Below are 20,660 nucleotides of genomic sequence, written 5' to 3'. Positions count from 1 at the left end.
GACACCCTCCAGACAGATCGTGACGCGCCGACCGAACGTTGTAATTGTGATCAGCCTCGTGCTTGCCGGCGCGATCCTCGCCATCGCTATCTGGTTGCTGGCGCAGATGCGCGAGGACGCTTTACGGCGCGCCCAGGACGCGGCCCAGAACGTGTCCCTGCTGGTTCAGCGCGACGTCGCGCGTAATCTCGAACTGTACGACCTGTCGTTGCAGGCGGTCGTCGCCGGTCTGAAGCAACCGGGCGTGATGGCCTTGCCGCCCGCCATCCGTCAACTGGTCCTGTTCGACGGCGCGGCCACCGCGCGGGACATGGGGTCGGTGCTGGTGCTGGACGAAGCCGGCAACACGATTTTCGATTCGCGCTCCGTGGTGCCACGGCACCTGAACGGCGCGGATCGCGATTACTTCAAGGTGCAGCGCGATTCACCCGATGTCGGGCTCTACGTGAGCCGGCCGTTCGTCTCCAGGCTGAACCGCGAAGGCGTGCGCATCGCGCTAAGCCGGCGCATCTCGCACCCGGACGGCAGTTTCGCCGGCGTGGTGGTGGGCACGCTGCGGCTCGAGTATTTCCAGCGCCTCTTCGACGGGATGAACCTTGGCAACGGCGGCTCGATGGCCCTGATGCTGACCGACGGCACGCTGCTGATGCGTCGCCCGTATGACGCGAAAATCATCGGCATCAATCTGACCGGCACACCGAATTACACCCGCTTCACGCTGCAGGACAGCGGCGAGTTCTTCGGCACCGCCGCCATCGATGGCGTGGAACGTTGGTACGCGTTTCGCCATATCGAGCACTTTCCGCTGCTGACCGACGTCGCCATCTCCACGCGCGACATCTACGCGAGCTGGCGGCATCGCGCGTGGATTATCGGCAGTCTGATCGGCGCGCTCGATCTCACCCTCATCGCGCTTGCCGTGCTGTTTTCGCAGCAGCTCAGGCGCCGGCAGGAGGTGGAGGAAGCGCTGCGCGTGCTGGCCCGCACGGACGGCCTGACGGGGCTGAACAACCGCCGCACGTTCGAGGAGCGTGCGCAGGAAGCGTGGCTGCTGATGCAGCGCAGCGGCAGGCCGTTGTCGATGCTGCTAATCGACGTCGACAACTTCAAGGGCTTCAACGATCTCTACGGCCACTCGGCCGGCGACGATGCGCTGGTGGCGGTGGCGCGCTGCATCGACGTCAACGCACGGCGTCCCGGCGATGTGGCCGCCCGCTACGGCGGCGAGGAATTCGTGACGCTGCTGCCCGATACCGACGGCAGCGGCGCGGCGCAGATCGCGGAGCAGATCCGCTCGGCCGTGCAGGCCCTGGAGTTGCGCCATGTGGCGAGCGCGCATCATGTGCTGACGGTCAGCATCGGCATTGCGTGCACGGGCACGCATGCCTTCGGCAGTTACCGGGAATTCGTCAACGCGGCCGATACGGCGCTCTACGAGGCCAAGGACGCGGGGCGCAACCGCAGCCTCAGTTATCCGGTTGCGGCGCGCGCGGAAAGTCCGGGAATGGTGACTCAGCCAGGGCGTTGAGCGCGAGCGGCGCCTTGCCGTCGCGCGCCCGCCATATTTTTACCCGGATGATATTGAAATCAAATTTCACCCGGGTATAATTCATGAAAATCGATCAGAAAGGATTTTCGTGATGACCACGCAAACAAACACATGTACCGCCTTTGAAGGCACTCGACGCATCGCCTCGGGCGCGCCCGCCGAGGTCGCCGTGGCGATCAGGCAGGTAATCGGGCGGGGCGAACAGGCGCCCGTGCTGGTGTTCGACGACATGACCAGCCAGCCCATCGAATTCGACCTGCGCGGCAGCGCCGACGAGGTGCTCGCCCGACTGCAACGTCAGCAAAACGAAGCGGAAGAAGCCCCGGCGGAGTCGGCAGAAGACAGCACGCCACGCGGCCGCGGCCGGCCAAAGCTAGGCGTGGTGGCGCGCGAAGTGACGCTGCTGCCCCGGCATTGGGACTGGCTGAACAACCAGCCGGGCGGGGCTTCGGTTGCCTTGCGCAAACTGGTGGAAACGGCGCGCCTCGCGAGCGACGACAAAGACCGCACGCGCCGCGCCCAGGAAGCGGCGTATCGCTTCATGACGGCGCTCGCCGGCAATCTGCCTGACTATGAGGAAGCAACCCGGGCGCTGTATGCCGTCGATCCAATTGGCTTCGCCGCATCCATTGCGCCGTGGCCGGCCGATGTGCGCGAACACGCGGCGAAGCTCGCGGCGCGTGCTTTTGGCAACACGTAATCGCCAAACCGTCACATCGGCAACGGCCCCATCAGACGAAAAAAAACCGCTCACGCGGGGGAGCGTGAGCGGCAAAATCGGAGAGTTACAACAACTTCGCTTGCGTAATTCATGGGGTCACGCAGCAAAGTCAGTGTAGCCAGCGGGCAGCCCCCCATAAATCAGACAAATCCCAATCCGGGCAAGGCCCGGCGGGCGGCGCCTTGCAACATCCTTGCCCGCTTATTTCTGGCATCAGCATGTCAAGTCGCGGGCCACGCCGCCGTAAAAGAGTGAACGCGCCAACGCGCGCCTCGTCGCCGGCCCGGCGCTTTTGAAAGGGATGTTGATATGAAGTGGTTCGAGCGCATGACGGTGTTGCAAAGCCTGCTGTCGGCATTCGCGGTGGTCATCGCGTTTTGCGCGGTTGTCGGCGGCACCGGCCTGATGACGCTGGCGTCGATGCACGATCTCACCGACGAGATCAGCAGCCGCCACATGGACGGTCTCTACTGGATGGAAGAAGCGAACCGCCACAAGATCGACGCGGACCTCGCGGCGGCGAATCTCGGTTACGCGGAAAACGAAGCGGGCCGCCAGCGGCTCGATGCCGGCATCGTCACGTCGCTCAAGAGCATGCATGACGCCTACGACCAGTATCGTTCCACGCTCTCCACCCGCCAGGGCCAGACGTTGTTCGACGACGTGTTGCGCAAGTCGGCGGTGTGGGAAGAGATCGTACATCAACAGATCGGCGCGGAGCCGATTCCGGCGGGCGTCGACAACAAGGAACTGGTGCGGCGCGCGATCGCCTCGAGCGAGGCGTTGCGCGACAGCATCGTGAGCGCCATCGACTACCGCCGCCAGCAGGCGAGCGACGCGCAGTCCCAGGCGTCGGACAGTTACCGGCGGATGCGCGTGGTGTTGTCGTCGCTGGTGCTGGGCGCGCTCGTGGCCGGCATGCTGCTGGCGTGGCTGATCGCGCGGCGGCTCAGGCGCCAGCTCGGCGGCGAACCGGGCTACGCCGCGCAGATCGCCAACCGGATCGCGGATGGCGACCTCAGCGTGCGAGTCGACACACGCGTCGGCGACACCCAAAGTCTTCTGTTCGCACTCCGTAATATGCGCGAACGGCTGGCGGGGATCGTCTCGGGCATCAGCGAATCGAGCGAGTCGATCCTGCTCGCGTCCGGTGAAATTGCCCAAGGGAATACCGATCTTTCGCAACGCACCGAAGAACAGGCTGCGTCGCTCGAAGAAACCGCTTCGAGCATGGAGCAACTCACCGCGACCGTGCGGCAAAACGCCGACAACGCGCAGCAGGCGAGCGGCGTCGCGCATGGCGCATCGGAAGTGGCGGTGCGCGGCAGCGGTCTGGTTGGCGACGTGGTCGAGACCATGCGCGAACTGGCCGCGGGCTCGAAGCGCATGACCGACATCATCGCCGTGATCGAGGGCATCGCCTTCCAGACCAATATTCTGGCGCTCAACGCGGCCGTCGAAGCGGCGCGTGCGGGCGAGCAGGGGCGCGGCTTCGCGGTGGTGGCGGGCGAGGTGCGCTCGCTTGCGCAGCGCAGCGCGCTGTCGGCCAAAGAGATCAAGGAGTTGATCGAAAACTCGACGGCCCGTGTCGGCAGCGGCGCCGCGCTCGCCGAGCGGGCCGGCCAGACGATGGCCGAGGTGACCCAGGCGGTGCAGCGCGTCACCGACATCATGGGCGAAATCTCTGCTGCATCGCACGAACAGAGCAGCGGCATCGAGCAGGTGAACCGCGCCGTCGCGCAGATGGACGAAGTCACCCAGCAGAATGCGGCGCTAGTGGAGCAGGCGGCGGCCGCGGCGGCCTCGATGGCGGACCAGGCGCGCGAACTGAAGACGGCGGTCGCGGTGTTTGCGCTGTAGATGCCGCAGCCGTGAACTTGCCGCAGCGCTTCCACGACGCTGCTTGCCAGGGCCGGGGCCTCTCCGTACACTCGCGCGTAATTTAAAACGATGCCGATAGAGGAGAACCCCCGCCATGGCCGATTCCTATTTCCCCCGCTGGCGCGCGCAGCCAGCCGTCGCCGAGGGCCGCGTCGTCAACACCGATGAGCGGCTCGCCTTACCGCAGATGCTGGCAATGGGCATTCAGCACGTCGTCGCGATGTTCGGCTCGACCGTGCTCGCGCCGCTGCTGATGGGCTTCGATCCGAACCTGTGCATTTTCATGTCGGGCATCGGCACGCTGCTGTTCTTCGTGGTGGTGGGCGGACGCGTGCCGAGCTATCTCGGTTCGAGCTTCGCGTTCATCGGCCTCGTGATTGCCGTGACCGGCTACGGCGGCCACGGTCCCAATCCGAACATCCCGCTGGCGCTCGGCGGGATCATCGCGTGCGGCGTGGTGTACGCCATCATCGGGCTGATCGTCACGGCGGTCGGCACGAAGTGGATCGAAACGCTAATGCCGCCGCTCGTGACGGGCGCGATCGTCTGCGTGATCGGGCTGAACCTCGCGCCGATCGCCGTGAAAGGCGTAAGCGGCAGCAACTTCGATTCGTGGATGGCGCTCGTCACCGTGCTGTGCGTCGCCGGCGTGGCAGTGTTTGCGCGCGGCATGCTGCAGCGGTTGCTGATTCTGGTGGGGCTGATCATCGCCTACGTGATTTACGCGATCGTCACCAATGGCCTGGGCATGGGCAAGCCGATCGATTTTTCGATCGTCGCGAATGCCGCCTGGTTCGGTCTGCCGCATTTCACCGCGCCGGTGTTCAGCGCGCCGGTCGTGACGCTGCTGGCGCCGATCGCCGCGATCCTCGTCGCGGAAAACCTCGGCCACATCAAGGCGGTGAGCGCGATGACCGGCCAGAACCTCGATCGCTATATCGGCCGCGCGTTCATTGGCGACGGCCTCGCGACTATCGTCTCCGGTTTCTCGGGCGGCACGGGCGTCACGACTTACGCGGAAAACATCGGCGTGATGGCCGTCACCAAAATCTACTCGACGCTGGTGTTCGTGATCGCCGCGGTGATCGCGCTGGTGCTCGGCTTCTCGCCAAAGTTCGGCGCGGTGATCCAGACGATTCCCGGGCCGGTGCTGGGCGGTGTGTCGATCGTGGTGTTCGGGCTGATTGCGGTGACGGGCGCGCGCATCTGGGTCGTCAACAAGGTGGATTTCTCCGACAACCGCAACCTGATCGTCGCCGCCGTCACGCTCGTGCTCGGCGCGGGCGACTTCTCGCTGAAGCTGGGCGGCTTCGGGCTCGGCGGGATCGGTACGGCGACATTCGGCTCGATCATTCTGTACGCGCTGCTGCGCCGCAAGCCGGCACAGCAGCCGGCGGTTTGAGCTGGGCGCTTCGAAATTGCACGCGCGCGGTGTGGCCCGCCGCGCGGCCCTCATCAGCCTTTAACGACTGAGGCTCTTGCACCTTCATGGTGCGCCACGCGCCCGCCGAAGAGGCACGCAGTTGCCGGCGGTGCAGCGGCGCAGGCAAACATCATTGGAATGTGCGCCTGCGTGCGCACGGAGCTTGCTTAAGGACTATCGATGACGCACATTTGGAGAAATGGCGCCGCGATTGTTCGCCCCCACGCGAACCGGCCCGGATCCCGCGTGAGAGGAATGCATGACGATTGCGCAACAGGAAAGGACGACCGCCGCACCGCACGGCTTCGAGGTGAGTGTGACTTCGGGGCTCGAACGGTATTCGGTGCGGCATGGCGAGCTGGAGCTGACGAGCGTGTTTCAGCCGATCTTCAGCCTGTCGCATATGCGTGCGGTCGGCTACGAGGGTTTGCTGCGGGCGCACGACGCGCTTGACCGGCCGGTGTCGCCGCTCGACGTCTTCGGCCAGGCCGCGCGCATTGGCGACGTGCTGCAGGTGGACCGGCTGGCGCAGGCCCTGCATCTGGAAAATTTCAAGGTGCTTGGCGTCGAGAAGGAGTGGCTGTTCCTGAACGTCCATCCGGGCGCCTTGACCGATCCCTATCATGCCGCCGCGCTGCTTGCGAATCTGCGGCGGCTCGACATTTCGCCGCGCCGTATCGTGCTCGAAGTGCTGGAGCAGCGCGCGGAAGATCTGGAGCGTCTCGCCGATGCCGTGCGCAAGTTCCGCGAACTCGGCTTCCTGATCGCGCTCGACGACTTCGGCGCGGGCCATTCGAATGTGGAACGGATCTGGCAACTGAATCCGGACATCGTGAAACTCGACCGCATCATGCTCTCGCATGCCGCGCATCGCGCCGACATGGCGACCATCCTGCCGGGCCTCGTCGCGCTGCTGCACGAAGCGGGCAAGCTGGTGCTGATCGAAGGCGTGGAGACCGAGCACGAGGCGCAGATGGCGCTCGCCTGCGACGCCGACTTCGTCCAGGGCTTCTTCTTCGGCCGGCCGAATCCGGGCGCCGCCGACAGCGCGCACGCGGTGACCTGCATCAGCGAAGTCACCGAGCGTTACCGCGACCAGGCCGAGGCGCGCGAGCGCCGCAACGCCAGCCGGCTCGCACCGTATATCCGCGCCTTCGAACGGGCGGCGGAACGGCTCGCCGCCGGTGAGCCGCTCGACGAAGTGTGCTGGAATTTTCTCGCGCTCGATCACGCGGCGCGCTGCTTCCTGCTGGATGCGAAGGGCCGTCAGGCGGGCCGCAACGTGGTGCTGCGCGCCGACCGCGCGGCGCACGAGACACGCTTTTTGCCGCTCGCGGACGCGCAGGGCGCGAACTGGCTGCGTCGGCCGTATTTCCGCGCGGCGATCAGTGCGCCGGAGCGCGTCCACGTGACGCGTCCGTATCTGTCGATCAACGAGGCGCTGCCGTGCGTGACGTTGTCGGTGGTGACGCGGGTGGGCGAGCAGACCTGCGTGCTCTGTGGGGATATCGACTGGGTGGATGAAGAGCGGTTCTGAGCGCGGCGGCCGGAGCACCGCGCTCGCACCGTCAAAGACTTACTTAGCCACCACCACGGGGATACCCCGCAACGTGCCGGCGCCCTTCACTTCGTCGAGCGCCTGCCTGACTGCCGCGCCGGTGGCCGCTTCGATCTGCAGACGCGCCGCCAGCTCACGCTCGCTGCGCTTCACGCCGGCCAGATTCGCCAGCTTCACGTGACCGTAGCCGCGCACGCGGGCGTGCAGATCCGCGAGCCTGGCGATTTCTTCGGCGTTGCCGGCATCGAGTTTGGTGAAGGCACGCTTTAGGGTCACTTCGTAGTCGTCGGCCAGTTCGCGTTCCATCCGGCGTTCGAGCGTGCGGCCAAACGGATCGAACATCGTGCCGCGCAGTCCGCGGAATTTCGCCATTGTGCCGAGCAGCGGCCACAGCCATTGTCCGAAGGTTTTTTTCGACGGCGTCGCGCCGTGCCTGGGACGCATCAGGGTCGGTGGCGCGAGATTGAATTTCACGCCGAAGTCCTTACCGGCGACGCCTTCGAATTGCGCTTCGAGCGAAGCACGGAACGCGCTGTCCGTATGCAGCCGCGCGACTTCGTATTCGTCCTTCACGGCCAGCAGACGGTAGAACGTCGTGGCCACTGCACGCGTCAGGCGCTCGCCAGCAGCGCCTGATGCATCCGGTGCATCTGCAGCAGCACCGGCGAGGCGCGCTGCCGCCGCGCGCGCCGCATTCACCAGCCCGCGATATCGCTTCACATAAGCCTCGCCGCCGTACACCGCAAGCCGCGCTTCACGATGCGCAATCAGTTCGTCCAGCGTGTCGACCCGCAACGCTTGCGCGGCGGCGTGCCGCTCCTGCCACAAGGCCTCGAGCGCCGCCGGATCGGCAGCCGCGAGACGGCCCACCGAGAACGCCAGTTGATTCATCGGCACCGCGACGTTGTTCAATTCGATCGCCCGCATCATCGCGCCGAACGACACCGGCACCAGACCCAGCTGCCAGGCAAAGCCCAGCATCAGGATATTGGCGCCGATCGTGTCGCCGAGGAAGCGTGTCGCCAGTGCCTGCGCGTCGCAAGCCGACATGCGCTCGGCGCCGGCCGCGTGACGCATCTTGTCGATGAGCGCGTCGGCATGCAGGTCGGCATCCGGGTTCTGCACGAAGGTCGCGTTTGGAATCGCATGTGTGTTGACGACGATTCGCGTGCGGCCGTGGCGCACCGTCTGCAGCGCGTCGGAACTCGCGCCCACCACCATATCGCAGGCGAGCAGCACGTCGGCCTGCTGGGTGTCGATGCGCACCTGGTTGAGCCATTCGTCGCGCGCGGCGAAGCGCACGAACGACAGCACCGAGCCGCCTTTCTGTGCAAAGCCCATGAAGTCGAGCACCGACGCGCTCTTGCCCTCCAGATGCGCGGCCATGCTGATCAGCGCGCCCACCGTCACGACGCCCGTGCCGCCGACGCCGGTGACCAGAATGTCATACGGCGCGGCATCGAGTTGCGTGGACGGTACGGGCAAGGCATTCACGCGCGCGGCCAGCGCCACGGCGTCGAACGCGGCGCCGGCGGCCTTCTTCAGCTTGCCGCCTTCGATCGTCACGAAGCTCGGGCAAAAGCCGTTCACACAGGAGAAGTCCTTGTTGCACGACGATTGATCGAGACGGCGCTTGCGGCCCAGCGCCGTCTCGACAGGCTCGACCGACAGACAGTTCGACTGCACGCCGCAATCGCCGCATCCTTCGCACACCTCTTCGTTGATGAAGAGACGCTTGTCCGGATCGGGGAATTCGCCTTTCTTCCGGCGACGGCGTTTCTCGGCGGCGCAGGTCTGGTCGTAGATCAGGACGGTGACGCCGTCGGTATCGCGCAGCTCGCGCTGCACCGCATCGAGCTCGCTGCGGTGATGGAACGTGGTGCCCTGCGGAAACAGCCCATGATGGCCGTCGTATTTCTCGGGTTCGTCGCTCACCACCACGAAGCGCGAGACGCCCTCCGCTTCCACCTGGCGCGCGATCTGCGGCACCGAGATGCTGCCGTCGACCGGTTGGCCGCCCGTCATCGCCACCGCATCGTTGTAGAGGATCTTGTAGGTGATGGTGGTTTTCGCCGCCACCGCCTGGCGGATCGCTAGAATGCCGGAGTGGAAATAGGTGCCGTCGCCGAGGTTCTGGAACACGTGACGCGTTTTCGTGAACATCGAATGCGAAGCCCAGTCGACGCCTTCACCACCCATCTGGATAAGACCCGTCGTGTCACGCTCCATCCACGAGGCCATGAAGTGACAGCCGATGCCGGCATGCGCGATCGAGCCTTCGGGCACCTTGGTCGAGGTGTTGTGCGGGCAGCCCGAACAGAAATAGGGCGTGCGCTTCACTGCGTCGGCGGCGTTCGAGAGGATTTGCGGCGCGACCAGATCCACCACGCGTTCGCGGCGATCGAGCGCGGGCTTGTGCCGCGCGAGCCAGTTGGCGAACACCGGCAGGATGCGCGAGGGGCGCAGCTCGCCCAGCGCGGAGAGCAGCGGCGAACCGTCCTGCGCATATTTGCCCACCACGATCGGCCGCACGCCGTCGCGCCGGTTGTAGAGAGCGTCTTTGATCTGCTGTTCGATGACCGGGCCTTTTTCCTCGATCACCAGCACTTCGGAGAGACCTTCGACGAACTTGTCGATACGTGTCATCTCCAGCGGAAACGACAGCCCGACCTTGTAGATCCGCACGCCGGCCGCTTCGAGATCGGCAACGGTGAGGTCGAGCCGACGCAGCGTTTCCATCAGGTCCAGATGCGCCTTGCCGCAAGTGACGATGCCCACGTTCGCCTGCGGACTCGGCGCGATCCATTTGTCGATGCTGTTGTGGCGCGCGAAATGGCGCACGGCGTCGAGCTTCGCGGCGAGCCGCGCCTCGATGGTCAGGCTCGGCAGATCGGGCCAGCGGTTGTGCAGGCCGCCGGTCGGTTCGACGAAATCCTGCGGCGTCGTCCACTGCGTCTGCAAGGCATCGAGGTCGACCGTCGAGCCGGATTCCACCGTCTCCGAAATCGCCTTGTAGCCGACCCATGCGCCCGAGAAGCGCGACAGCGCCCAGCCGTACAGGCCGAACTCGAGCATGTCGGCCACATTCGACGGATTCACCACCGGCATGTGCCAGGCCATCATGGCGAAGTCGCTCTGATGCGGCATCGACGACGACACGCAACCGTGATCGTCGCCCGCCACCACCAGCACGCCGCCATGCTTCGACGACCCGTAGGCGTTGCCGTGCTTCAGCGCATCGCCCGCGCGATCGACGCCAGGCCCCTTGCCATACCACATCGCAAACACGCCTTCGACGGTGCGCTCCGGGTCCGACTCGACGCGCTGGGTGCCGAGCACGGCGGTGCCGCCGAGTTCCTCGTTGATGGCGGGCAGGAAGCGGATTTCGCTCGCATCGAGCAGTTTCTTCGCCTTCCACAATTGCTGGTCGACCATGCCGAGCGGCGAGCCGCGATAGCCGCTGATGAAGCCGGCGGTGTTCATGCCGTGGGCTTTGTCGAGCGCGCGCTGCATGAGCGCGAGACGCACCAGCGCCTGCGTGCCGGTCAGGAAAATGCGGCCGCGCGTGGCGGTGAGGTTATCGGACAGCTTGTAATCGGCGAGGGCGGGCGTGCCGTCGACAGGCAGGCGGGCGGTCATGGTGAGTCTCCGTTTTTATGCGTTCGCGCGAAGTGGATGGGGACCACGAAGGCTTCGCTTCGAAAGAGACTCTATTTTTTAGCGCCAATTGGAGAAAATTTTTCCTCGTTTGACGGTTTGTGGACGCAAACGAGTGAAGTACTCCGCGAATTCGCCCGATTTTGAGATGGATTTGCCGCAGGGCTCGTGCGCCGGGCGCGAAACTGGCGGAATCGTCAGGCGCCCGGCACCGCGTTCGGGTCGATCTGCGCGGCCGGGACCGGCGGCGCCAGAGGTTCGAGCGGCTCGACTTCGTCGAAATGGACGTAGTCGATGTGGCTCACGCCGTCCTCTTCGCGCAGCAGGTCGACGTATTTGTATTGCCAGCGAATCGAATCGGCTTCCCAGGTGTGGCGCGCCTGCATGGTCTGCGAGGTCTGTTCGTCGGCGCCTTCGATGGTGATCAGCAAGGATGCTTCGCGCGCTTTCATCGACTCGGCGGTTTCGCCGAAAAGCGGACTGCTTTCGTCGATGACGTGCATCAGGGTCCAGCTAAACAGGAAAGCGGGATGCTGTTCGCGCACCAGCGTCAGGTCGTAGAGCTTGCGTAGCCGATAGCCTTCGGGCGAGGTTTCGACGCGCATCATGCGCACTTTGCCGCGCGCTTCGGCGATCACATTCTGGCGGCCGTTCGCGGCGCGCGCCAGCAGCGTCATGTGGCCATCGATGGGCCGCACCACCGCATAACGCGAAAACATGATTCGCGCGCGCGGCCGCGAGAAGCGCGCGAAGATCAGGCCGGTCGCCAACGCGATACCCGACATGCCGACAAAGATTTCGAGCGTGGCGATCCAGTGGGCGTAGACCGTCTGCGGATGCATGTCGCCATAGCCGACCGTGGCGAGCGTTTCGACGCTGAAGAAAAACGCCCCGCCGAAGCCTTTGGGGAACTGGTTGGCAATCGGCGCCGTGCCAAGCATGTAGAGCGACGCGAAGGTCGCGTTGAGCAGCAGGAACATCAGCGCCAGCGACACGAAAAATACCGGCCACGTGATCGTCAGGGCGCTGTGGTAGATGTCTTGCCAGAAACGGATCGGCATGCCGTGCGCGATGATCTTGCGCGAGCCGAAGGGGATTTCGCGGCTGCCGCGCGGCAAGCGTCTACGGGAATTGGCGGCGCTGTCCGCGGCCGACGCGCGGGCGTCCGACTCGGCGCCCGCACGGATATCGGGGCTGGGGTCGGTTATGCCGTCTGACATATCGGTGGCCATTGCTCGGTTCTTCAGCATGAAAACGCGCAAAGCGTAGCACGCCGCACGGAGCGCCCAGGCAGATTTTCTCGGTGATACGGCTGCTGCGAAAGGGGCGCAGCGAACGTGCCGTCAAGCGGGCGAGCAGGTGGGCGCGCGGGCGGAAAAAAGTGGCCAAACGAGCGGACACATAAGCGGACGAACAAGCGGCCAAACAGGCCGGCACGCGCCGCGCCGGCCCTGCCTAGAATTCGATTTCGCCGAGGATGCGGTGGGCCAGCGCTTTGGCTTCTTCGAGGGCCTCTTCCTCGGTGGTCGAGGTGGCCTCGACTTCGTACAGTTTGTCTTCCAGCTCGCCGCCTTCGTCGCGCGAAAGCGTGACCGCGCCGCGATACGCTCCGCCTTCTACCGGGCGCACCGTGGCGATGGCCGTGTAGAGTCCCTTGGTGTACGTGACGTCCTCCATGAGGCTTCTCCAGCAAACGTGGAGTGTCCATCCTAGCACGCTATTTCAGGACTCACCGGCCTTCTGCGCGACCCATTGGCCGGTGATTTTGCCCGCGCGCCGCAGCCGGAGCGCGAAGCCCGCAGCCCGCACCCCGGCGCGCGAAACCTCAGCCTTCCAGCAGTGCCACTACTTCATCGAGCGACGGCGAATGCGCGCCCGCATGCCGGCAGGCCGCCGCGCCCGCGGCCAGCGCGAACGCGAGATGCTCCTGCCACGTGCGTTGCGGCGCCGTCATCTGGCTGAACAGGAAGCCGCCAATCGACGCGTCCCCCGCGCCGACCGTATCCGCCACTTCGACGCGCGGCGGTTGCGCTTCGATGACCGTGTCGCCTACGAAGAGCGTGGCCTTGTCCGGGCCGCGCGTGACGAGCACGGTGGCCTGCGGATTCATGGCGCGCAATTCGGCGAGCGCCTCGGCTTCGCTGCCTTTGAAGAGCTGGCGCAGGTCTTCGTCGGAGACCTTGATCAGGTCGGCGAGCGCGGCCATCTTGCGCAGCGTCGGCTCGTAGCCGTGCGCCATCAGGTTGCGGTAATTCGGATCGAAGCTGATCTTGACGCCGCGCGCGCGCAACTGCGCGGCCAGCGCGGCGAGCGTGTCGCCCAGCGGCTGACGCACGAGGCTGATGCAGCCGAAGTGCGCCCACTTCACGTGGCTCATCCAGCCTTCCGGCAGCTTCGCGGGATTGAAGGCGAGATCGGCGCCGTTCTCGCCCATGAAGAAGTACGCGGGCGGATGCGTCTGATGTACGATCGCCAGCAGCGGCGGCCGCTCGACGCGTTGCATGAAGCGCATGTCGAGGTCTGCTGCGACGCTGGCGTTCCACAGTTCGTCGGAGAAATTGTCGGTGCCGAGCGAGCCGACGCAAGCCGTGCGCACACCGAGGCGCGCCACCGCGCGCGCGACGTTCCAGCCGGCGCCGCCAGGACGCGACAGCCATTGCGAATCGCCGGTGCGCACGAGGTCGGTGAGGATGTCGCCGGGCGAAACGAAGAAGGGAAATTCAGTGCTCGCGCTCATGGTGTCACTCTGCGGATTCGGTTGTTGCGGACGGCGCGTGCGGCAGTGCATGCATCAGCACTTCGTAGCAGGCGCCCATCGTGTGATAGTCGGTCTTGCCAGCGGGGCTCTTTTCGTCGCTGTACTTGCGGTTGTCGCAGGTCAGGATGCGATACCACGCGCCGTATTGATGATCGACGAAATGCGCCCAGCTATAGCGCCAGATCTCGTCGTACCAGTCCCAGAAGCGTTCGTTGCCGGTGCGCTTGCCGAGCAGCGCGGCGGTCGCGAAGGTTTCCGCCTGGACCCAGAAATACTTGTCGTGATCGCAGACCGTGCGGTCCGGTCCGAAGCCGTAGTAAAGGCCGCCGTGGTCGTTGTCCCAGGCGTGCGTCATGGCCGCATCGAACAGTTCGATGGCGCGCGGCAGAAGCCACGGCAGCGGGCGGTGGCGTTCGAGGATCAGCAGCAGCTTCGCCCACTCCGTCTGGTGACCGGGCTGGAAGCCCCACGGACGGAAGATGTTGGAACTGTCTTCCTCGTTGTAGTGCCAGTCCACCGACCAGTCCGCGTGGAAATGCTCCCACACGAGTCCTTGCGAGAGCTTCGCCTGACGCAGCGTGATGTTCGACGCCACCCGTTCCGCGCGATCCAGATACACCAGATGGCCGGTCGCCTCGTAGGCGGCGAGCAGTGCCTCGGTGGTGTGCATGTTGGCGTTCTGGCCACGGTAGGAACTCACGCGCCAGTCCGCGCTGGCTTCGTCGGCGTAGAGGCCGGCGGCGGCGTCCCAGAAACGGTGTTCCATCAGTTCGAAGGTAGCGGCGATCATCGGCCTGGCCTCTTCGATGCCGGCCATCGCGGCGTGCGAATACGCCAGCAGCACGAAGGCGAGGCCATAGCAATGACGGGTCGCGTCGAGCACGTGGCTCGTGCCGTCGCGCCAGTCGAGTTCCCAGTCGTAGCCTTTGAGTTCGTCGTCCCAATGCACGTTGCGCAGGAAATCGAGGCCGTGGCGCGCGTATTCCAGATGCTTGGGATCGCCAAATTCGCGGTAGGCCATCGCATAGTTGAACACGTAGCGGCAACTGCTGACGAGGTGGCGCGTGGTGCGGTTGTAGATCGAACCGTCGTCGCGGAAGAAATGGTAGAAGCCGCCACTCGGGTCGTACACGTTGGGCGCGTAGAAGCGCAACGTGTCCTGGATATGCGAGCGCAGGAAGTCGCGCTGGCGGAAGCTGGCGACTGCGGGGGCCGCGCTCGCGGCGCTTGTCTGGGACGTTTGGGTTTTATCGGGTTGCGTCATGGCTGTTTCACCGAGGTACTGGCACGGGCAATGAGATGAACGGGCAGGTGGAGTTCGAGTTCGGCCGGCGACTCTTCGAGCAGCAGCTCGACGCCGCGCCGGCCGAGCGCTTCCTTGTCGACGGAAATCGTCGAGAGCGGCGGCGTGGCGTGGGCGGCGGCCGGGATGTCGTCGAAACCGATGATGGCGATGTCCTGCGGAACGCGCAGGCCGCGCGCAAGGCAGACGCGCAGCGCGGCGAGCGCGGCGGCGTCGTTATAGGCAAACACGGCGTCGGGACGCTGCCCCGTGGAAGCGGGCGCGTCGAGCAGCCGTTGCATGGCGAGCGCCGCGCCGGTGTCGGGGTCGAGCCCGGCGTCGATCGTCACTTCGAGCGACGGATCGAACAGCAGGCCGGCTTCGAAGAACGCCCGGCGATAGCCGAGCGCGCGCTGCGCAATGCTGAAATGGGCGAGCGAACCGCCGATGAAGGCGATGCGTTTGCGCTGGTGAGCAAACAGATGCTGCATGGCGAGCGCGGCGCCGGCGGCGTTGTCGAGATTCACCGAGCGCAGGCCGGGCGCCCACAGGTCGATCAGCACGAGCGGGCGCTGCATGGCGACGAGCGTGGTGAGCGTTTCGGGTTCGACGAAGCCGGCAATGGCGATCGCATCGGGCGCATGCAGGCGCATCTGCTGGATCACGTCTTCCGTGGGGCCCGCCGTCAGCACGGAGGGCACGATGCCGCGTTCGCGGCACACGTCTTCCACGCCATGCAGGACGTGCGAGAAGAACGGACTCGCCGCGAAGTTGTTGTGCTGGCGGTGCAGCAGGAAGGTGAGCCGGCGGATGCGCGGGCGCAACTGCGCGGAGTCGTAGCCGAGCTGGCGCGCGGCCTCGACGACCCGCAGACGGGTGGCGTCCGAGAGGCCGGGCTGGTTCTTCAGTGCGCGGGAGACGGTGCCGATCGACACGCTGGCGGCGCGGGCGACATCGCGGATGGTTGTAGCCATCGGGGTGGGCGGCTGGCCGCTGGGTTAGTTGATTTTCGGGGATTGTATAGTAAAACGATCCGGAAAATCCCTCTCGCGGCTGGATTCGATACGCGTAAATACCCGTATGTATAGGATTAATGCAGTTCTGTTGCGTTTAGTAAAATGTACTAAACGCCTGGCGAGTTAGGGCGTGAGGGGCCGTTATGCAGCCGTTGTGCAGCCGTTATTCAGCCGTTATTCAGCCGCGCCACCGCGCTGCGCCTCGGTATGCCCGCGCAGCAAAGTCGCGCTTTCGTGTGCTTCGATCAGCACGAAGCCTGACGCATCCTGCTTCGCGCGCCGCTTGGCCAGCGCCGCCACCGAGGCGATTTCCTCGCTGCTGTACAGCGTCGGGCCGCCGTCCGGCTCGACGTGCACGCAGCCGATCGCCATGGTGACGAAGCCGTAGAAGGTCGGATTGCCGCGCCGGTCCTCGCCGTGGATGCCGCCGGCAACGCGGTCTTCCGGCGCGTAATAGCGCTGCGCGCCTTCGTTGAACACGTGGATCGCGCGCAGCACACGCTCCTGCCAGTCTTCGCTCTGGAACAGGATCAGGAAGTCGTCGCCGCCGACGTGGCCGAGAAAGTCGCGGGTCGGGTCGCAGACGTCGGCCAGCACCGCCGCGGCGAACTTGAGGACTTCGTCGCCTTGCCAGTAGCCGTACTGGTCGTTGAAGGGCTTGAAGTGGTTCAGGTCGACGTAGCAGGCGTAGAAGCCGGCGTGGTTGTCGAGCAGCCGCGAGATATGCGAACTGATCGGGATGTTGCCCGGCAGGAAGGTCAACGGATTCGCGTAGCGCGCCGCTTCGATGCGCACTTCGGTCACCGCGCGCACCAGTTTCTCGCCGGTGCCGAGGCCCGCATATTTGCCGCCGTCGGTAATCACGAAGCCGTCGGCCAGGTAGCGCTGGTCGTCGCTGGCGAGCAGCTTGGCCATCTGTTCGACGCTCATCGACTTTTCGATCACCATCGGCGAGGCGTTCGCAAACAGCAGGCATGGCCGCTTGCCGAACAGTTCGCGGTGATACGGCAGCGCGTAACGGTCCATGAAGCTGCGCCGGTTGATCAGCGCGACCGGCTCGTCGTTTTCGACCACGGCCACCGCGTGCAGGTCGGGCAGGCGGTTGAACAGTTCGAGCACGTCGTTGTTGGTGGCGTGGCGCGGCAAGGCCGGCGCGTGCACCATCATCTTGGCCGAGGCCACGCCGCCCGAGGGCGACGCAGTACCCGAACGCGTCGTTTCAGGGAACACCGCGATATGGCCCGCGCGGATCGCCTTGCGCGCGTCGTCCGCGACCACCCGCGCGGGCTGCGCGTTCGGCCGGCCGAAGAAATAGCCCTGTCCGCAGCCAATGCCCATGTCGCGCACGACGATCAGGTCCGCCTCGTTTTCGATCCCTTCCGCGACGAGTTTCGCGCCGCTGGCGTTGGCGAAATGCTGCATCGCGCGCACCGCCTCGAACTTCAGCGGGTCGCTGGCGATGTCGTGAATGAAAAAGCGGTCGATCTTTACCACGTCCGGTTGCAGACGCACCCACAGGTTCATGCTGGCGTTGGCGGTGCCGTAGTCGTCGAGCGCGAACTGGGCGCCGGCGGTGCGCAGCGCCGCGAGCACCGGCATGAAATTGCCGACGTCGGGAATCGCGCTTTGCTCGGTCAGCTCGATCACGATCCGCTCGGGTGCGATGCCGGCGTGACGCAGCAGCGCGAGCGTGTCGTCCGAAGTCTCGGCCAGCTGGCGCAGCGCGCCCGCGCTGAAATTGAGAAACAGCTTGCCTTCGCACGCCAGTTTCGCGAACGCCTCGACGCAGGTGCGCGCGGCCGCGTGTTCGAGGGCGATGACGCAGCCCTCGGCGTTCGCCTGCGCGAACAGGGCGAACGGGCTTTCGAGCGACGAGCCGGCGGGTCCGCGAATCAGTCCCTCGTAGCCGAGGATCGCCCCGTCGTCGAAATCCACGATGGGTTGGAAGACGGCGGACAGATCTCGCCGGGCGATCAGATCCCCGATGCTAGGCGCGGCATATCGGGGGGGCGAGCTAGGGGGCATGGCAGTAGGCCAAAGCGGTGGACCGACGGCTTATCGGCCATGTGACCGATAAGTTGAGTGAATTTTTGGTGACATCTCAGATGGCGGCGGCACGCCGGGGACGTGCATTTGGCCTATGCCATCAGGCCAGGGCGACGGCGCGCGCGTTTCGGCGTGAAATAACGAAAAGCCGCGCAACGGCGGCTTTCATCAGACAGGCTCAGGGAGGGCCGCTTTATGAATTTCTTGTTCGACTCGTGCAGCAGTGCTCTAGCGGCGCGCAACGGCCGGCGCGGGGCGCTCCCCGGCGGCGGCGTGGGTTTCGCCGCTGAGGTCGCGCGCGCCCCAGCGTTGGGCGAGCGCGGCGCACACCATCAGTTGCACCTGGTGAAACAGCATCAGCGGCAGCACGGCGGCCCCTACCGTGTGCGAGGCGAAGATCACCTTCGCCATCGGCACGCCAGCGGCGAGGCTCTTTTTCGAGCCGCAGAAGATGATGGTGATCTGGTCCGCGCGGCTAAAACCCAGTCGCTTGCTGGTGAAGATCGTGATGCTCAGCATGAGCGCCAGCAGCACCACATTGATCAGCACCAGCCCGCCCAGCGCGCCGAGCGAGGTATGGTGCCACAGGCCTTCGGTAACGGCTTCGCTGAACGCGCCGTACACCACCAGCAGAATCGAGCCCTGGTCCACGAATTTCAGCACGCCGCGATTGCGCTCGATCCACTGGCCGATCACCGGCCGCAGCAACTGGCCGGCCACGAACGGCACCATCAGCTGCAGCACGATATTCCAGACGGTATGCCACGCGGAAGAGCCACCGGCAGCCTGGTTGGTGACGATCAGGCTGACGAGCGCCGGCGTGATGAAGATGCCGAGCAGGCTCGAAGCGGAGGCGCTGCAGACGGCGGCCGGCACGTTGCCTTTGGCAATCGAAGTGAACGCGATGGACGACTGGACCGTCGATGGCAGCGTACAGAGGAAGAGGACGCCGGCGTAGAGCGCAGGCGTGACAAGGGGCGAAAGCAGCGGTTTGAGCGCGAGTCCGAGCACTGGAAACAGCACAAACGTGCTCAGCAGGACCACCAGATGCAGCCGCCAGTGCGTCGCGCCCGCCACGATCGCTTCGCGTGAGAGCTTGGCGCCGTGCAGGAAGAACAGCAGGCCCACGGCGAAATTCGTCAGCCAGTTGAAGCCGACGGCCGCCTGGCCGTGCACGGGCAGCAGGCTGGCGAAAATCACGGTGCCGACGAGGCTCAACGTGAAGTTATCGGGAAGCAGTTTCGGGCGTGCCATTTCAGAATCTCAATACGCGCAATGCGGAAATGCAGGGGCGCGTGCGCGTCGGCACGGCCGTTTGCTGACAGGGGGAGGAGCCATTAGTAATGGAAAGTGATTGAAAATGCAAATTCATTTGCCGAATCGATTGATGAGCGATGCGCCCATAAGGCCCTCGGTGACGCTGCGGGTGTCGTTACGGCGAGGTCCAACCCGGCGGCACGAGCCGCTGTGCAACGATAGTCGGCATTGTGCCGCGAGGACGAACCGGCCGCATCTGTTCGAGTCCTTTTTAGGCCATTCCGCATGTCGGAATCCGGGCCGCGGAATAGGCGGTTTGAGCCTCGTTTAAGAGGCAGGTCGAGAGGTATTTAGGAAGCCAGAATGGAGCCTCCGCGCAAGGCCTATGTCGCGAAAAAACGTCGCAGTAACACGGTGTTACAAGGCAGTGTCAGGCCTAACACTTTTTGGCTCGACACCCCTCTGGGCGACCCATAAATTACTGACCAAAGGCCATTGGGATGCGCCCGCGTCGGAAAGTCCGACACGGTTGTCGCGAATCCCGGAACAAGTCTCGCCGCGGCTCGAACGGCAGGCTTCAGGCGGGTCTTCGGGCAGGTGAATCATGGTGGACGCAGGGTCGGTGAAAACGAGGCGGTGGATCTTGGGCGCAGTTCTGACTGCGCTCTGTTCGTTCGCCTATGCAAGGGTGCCGCAGGGGCCGCATGGCGGCGGTGGCGTTGGCTTCGGTCATGCCGGTTTTCAGCACGACGTTCGCAGTTTCAATCCCAATGCCGGTGCGCGCATGGAGCGTGGCGCATCGGTAGATCGCAATGCGCGAATTGCCGCGCATGGACCGGCAGGTGTGCGCGGCGGCTACAACGCGCCGCAGCCGCAGCGGATGGCCGGCGCTGGCGCCTATCGGGGCGATCGCGGCAACCGGGGCGAAAGCCGCCCTGAGCCGCGCGGCGGTTACCAGTACGCCGGCTCCATCACGCCTGTGAGCGCCGAGACGCGTTCGGTGCCGCGTCCGCCGGAAGATGAGTCGATGGTGCGCGCGGGCTCGATCCGCGCCGACATCGCACGCTATAACGAGGAGCGCGGTGGCTCACGTTCGGCGCCGCGTCCTCCGGACGACTATATGCAGCGTCCGCCGCCGCCGTCTCCTTATCGCAATTAGGTTTTTTCCAGGTTTTTCAGTTCGCCCTGCGGTTCTCGCACGATCTCTTACGTCGCTTTCAGTCTGTCAGGCAGCACTTGCGCCGCCCGTGTCCGTTCGTCCCATCCAGATAAGTGACGTATGCACGCCACACTTCTGTGACAACTCTGCTCATCCCGTCTGCCTTATTCGTCAAATTGTGTGTCATCGCGCGCAGTGGGTCATCCACCTCGCGGCTCGTCCGTTATTCGTCATTGCATGGCAGTCCTGATGGGCTTCACAGGCCATTGAGAGAGGTCTGATCGATGGATATGGGGGCGAAGCCGGTGTGCTTTATCAGTCCGATAAACAACAAAATTAATCAGACCGATATA

The 20,660-nt window shown here is 65.0% G+C and carries 14 protein-coding genes; 6 read left to right on the top strand and 8 right to left on the bottom strand.

Annotated elements, in window-relative coordinates:
• Positions 1-16 precede the first annotated feature (16 nt).
• The 5 genes from FQ755_RS26080 (at position 17) to FQ755_RS26060 (ending at position 7,111) form a co-directional block, all read left to right on the top strand.
• Positions 17-1,528, top strand: a complete 1,512-nt coding sequence (locus tag FQ755_RS26080; protein WP_144157932.1) for a sensor domain-containing diguanylate cyclase — start codon at positions 17-19, stop codon at positions 1,526-1,528.
• A 112-nt stretch (positions 1,529-1,640) separates the two neighbouring features.
• The gene (locus FQ755_RS26075) at positions 1,641-2,249 is read left to right on the top strand and encodes a DUF2239 family protein (RefSeq protein WP_144157882.1); all 609 of its coding nucleotides are present in this window, start codon (positions 1,641-1,643) and stop codon (positions 2,247-2,249) included.
• Positions 2,250-2,579: 330 nt separating this feature from the next.
• Positions 2,580-4,130 carry a methyl-accepting chemotaxis protein gene (locus tag FQ755_RS26070; protein ID WP_144157881.1) on the top strand — a complete coding sequence of 517 codons (1,551 nt, stop codon included), beginning with the start codon at positions 2,580-2,582 and terminating at the stop codon, positions 4,128-4,130.
• A gap of 115 nt (positions 4,131-4,245) precedes the next feature.
• Entirely contained in the window at positions 4,246-5,553 is a 1,308-nt protein-coding gene (locus tag FQ755_RS26065; protein ID WP_144157880.1) for a solute carrier family 23 protein, read from the top strand.
• A 280-nt stretch (positions 5,554-5,833) separates the two neighbouring features.
• A complete protein-coding gene (locus FQ755_RS26060; RefSeq protein ID WP_144157879.1) occupies positions 5,834-7,111 on the top strand; it encodes an EAL domain-containing protein in 1,278 nt (425 codons plus the stop codon).
• A 39-nt stretch (positions 7,112-7,150) separates the two neighbouring features.
• Here the strand turns inward: FQ755_RS26060 and FQ755_RS26055 are convergent, their stop codons facing one another.
• From FQ755_RS26055 to FQ755_RS26020, 8 genes are all read right to left on the bottom strand, one after another.
• Positions 7,151-10,771: an indolepyruvate ferredoxin oxidoreductase family protein gene (locus FQ755_RS26055; RefSeq protein WP_144157878.1), complete on the bottom strand. Its 3,621-nt coding sequence runs from the start codon at positions 10,769-10,771 to the stop codon at positions 7,151-7,153.
• Between the two features lie 215 nt (positions 10,772-10,986).
• Complete coding sequence (locus FQ755_RS26050; RefSeq protein ID WP_144157877.1) at positions 10,987-12,009, bottom strand: ion channel; 1,023 nt, start codon at positions 12,007-12,009, stop codon at positions 10,987-10,989.
• A 235-nt stretch (positions 12,010-12,244) separates the two neighbouring features.
• A complete protein-coding gene (locus tag FQ755_RS26045; protein ID WP_144157876.1) occupies positions 12,245-12,466 on the bottom strand; it encodes a hypothetical protein in 222 nt (73 codons plus the stop codon).
• A 148-nt stretch (positions 12,467-12,614) separates the two neighbouring features.
• Positions 12,615-13,526 carry a carbohydrate kinase family protein gene (locus tag FQ755_RS26040; RefSeq protein WP_144157875.1) on the bottom strand — a complete coding sequence of 304 codons (912 nt, stop codon included), beginning with the start codon at positions 13,524-13,526 and terminating at the stop codon, positions 12,615-12,617.
• A 4-nt stretch (positions 13,527-13,530) separates the two neighbouring features.
• The gene (locus tag FQ755_RS26035; RefSeq protein ID WP_144157874.1) at positions 13,531-14,811 is read right to left on the bottom strand and encodes an AGE family epimerase/isomerase; all 1,281 of its coding nucleotides are present in this window, start codon (positions 14,809-14,811) and stop codon (positions 13,531-13,533) included.
• The gene (locus tag FQ755_RS26030; protein ID WP_144157873.1) at positions 14,808-15,803 is read right to left on the bottom strand and encodes a LacI family DNA-binding transcriptional regulator; all 996 of its coding nucleotides are present in this window, start codon (positions 15,801-15,803) and stop codon (positions 14,808-14,810) included. Before FQ755_RS26030 ends, FQ755_RS26035 begins: the two co-directional genes overlap by 4 nt.
• Before the next feature lie 216 nt (positions 15,804-16,019).
• Positions 16,020-17,870: an EAL domain-containing protein gene (locus FQ755_RS26025; protein ID WP_144157872.1), complete on the bottom strand. Its 1,851-nt coding sequence runs from the start codon at positions 17,868-17,870 to the stop codon at positions 16,020-16,022.
• Between the two features lie 249 nt (positions 17,871-18,119).
• Entirely contained in the window at positions 18,120-19,145 is a 1,026-nt protein-coding gene (locus tag FQ755_RS26020; RefSeq protein WP_144157871.1) for a bile acid:sodium symporter family protein, read from the bottom strand.
• A gap of 646 nt (positions 19,146-19,791) precedes the next feature.
• Here FQ755_RS26020 and FQ755_RS26015 point away from each other — a divergent pair.
• Complete coding sequence (locus FQ755_RS26015) at positions 19,792-20,307, top strand: hypothetical protein (RefSeq protein WP_260858862.1); 516 nt, start codon at positions 19,792-19,794, stop codon at positions 20,305-20,307.
• Positions 20,308-20,660: the final 353 nt, after the last annotated feature.

Origin of the sequence: Paraburkholderia sp. BCC1885 (assembly GCF_900996235.1) — a bacterium.
GTDB lineage: Bacteria > Pseudomonadota > Gammaproteobacteria > Burkholderiales > Burkholderiaceae > Paraburkholderia.
The sequence above is the reverse complement of the archived record's forward strand: the minus strand, read 5'-3'. Positions and strand labels throughout refer to the sequence as shown.

Excerpts from the sequence above, each read along its gene's own strand:
- FQ755_RS26070 (WP_144157881.1), top strand. The coding sequence starts at position 2,580 with ATGAAGTGGTTCGAGCGCATGACGGTGTTGCAAAGCCTGCTGTCGGCA.
- FQ755_RS26060 (WP_144157879.1), top strand. The coding sequence starts at position 5,834 with ATGACGATTGCGCAACAGGAAAGGACGACCGCCGCACCGCACGGCTTC.
- FQ755_RS26045 (WP_144157876.1), bottom strand. The coding sequence starts at position 12,466 with ATGGAGGACGTCACGTACACCAAGGGACTCTACACGGCCATCGCCACG.
- FQ755_RS26075 (WP_144157882.1), top strand. The coding sequence starts at position 1,641 with ATGACCACGCAAACAAACACATGTACCGCCTTTGAAGGCACTCGACGC.
- FQ755_RS26020 (WP_144157871.1), bottom strand. The coding sequence starts at position 19,145 with ATGGCACGCCCGAAACTGCTTCCCGATAACTTCACGTTGAGCCTCGTC.
- FQ755_RS26040 (WP_144157875.1), bottom strand. The coding sequence starts at position 13,526 with ATGAGCGCGAGCACTGAATTTCCCTTCTTCGTTTCGCCCGGCGACATC.
- FQ755_RS26025 (WP_144157872.1), bottom strand. The coding sequence starts at position 17,870 with ATGCCCCCTAGCTCGCCCCCCCGATATGCCGCGCCTAGCATCGGGGAT.
- FQ755_RS26035 (WP_144157874.1), bottom strand. The coding sequence starts at position 14,811 with ATGACGCAACCCGATAAAACCCAAACGTCCCAGACAAGCGCCGCGAGC.
- FQ755_RS26050 (WP_144157877.1), bottom strand. The coding sequence starts at position 12,009 with ATGTCAGACGGCATAACCGACCCCAGCCCCGATATCCGTGCGGGCGCC.
- FQ755_RS26030 (WP_144157873.1), bottom strand. The coding sequence starts at position 15,803 with ATGGCTACAACCATCCGCGATGTCGCCCGCGCCGCCAGCGTGTCGATC.
- FQ755_RS26065 (WP_144157880.1), top strand. The coding sequence starts at position 4,246 with ATGGCCGATTCCTATTTCCCCCGCTGGCGCGCGCAGCCAGCCGTCGCC.
- FQ755_RS26055 (WP_144157878.1), bottom strand. The coding sequence starts at position 10,771 with ATGACCGCCCGCCTGCCTGTCGACGGCACGCCCGCCCTCGCCGATTAC.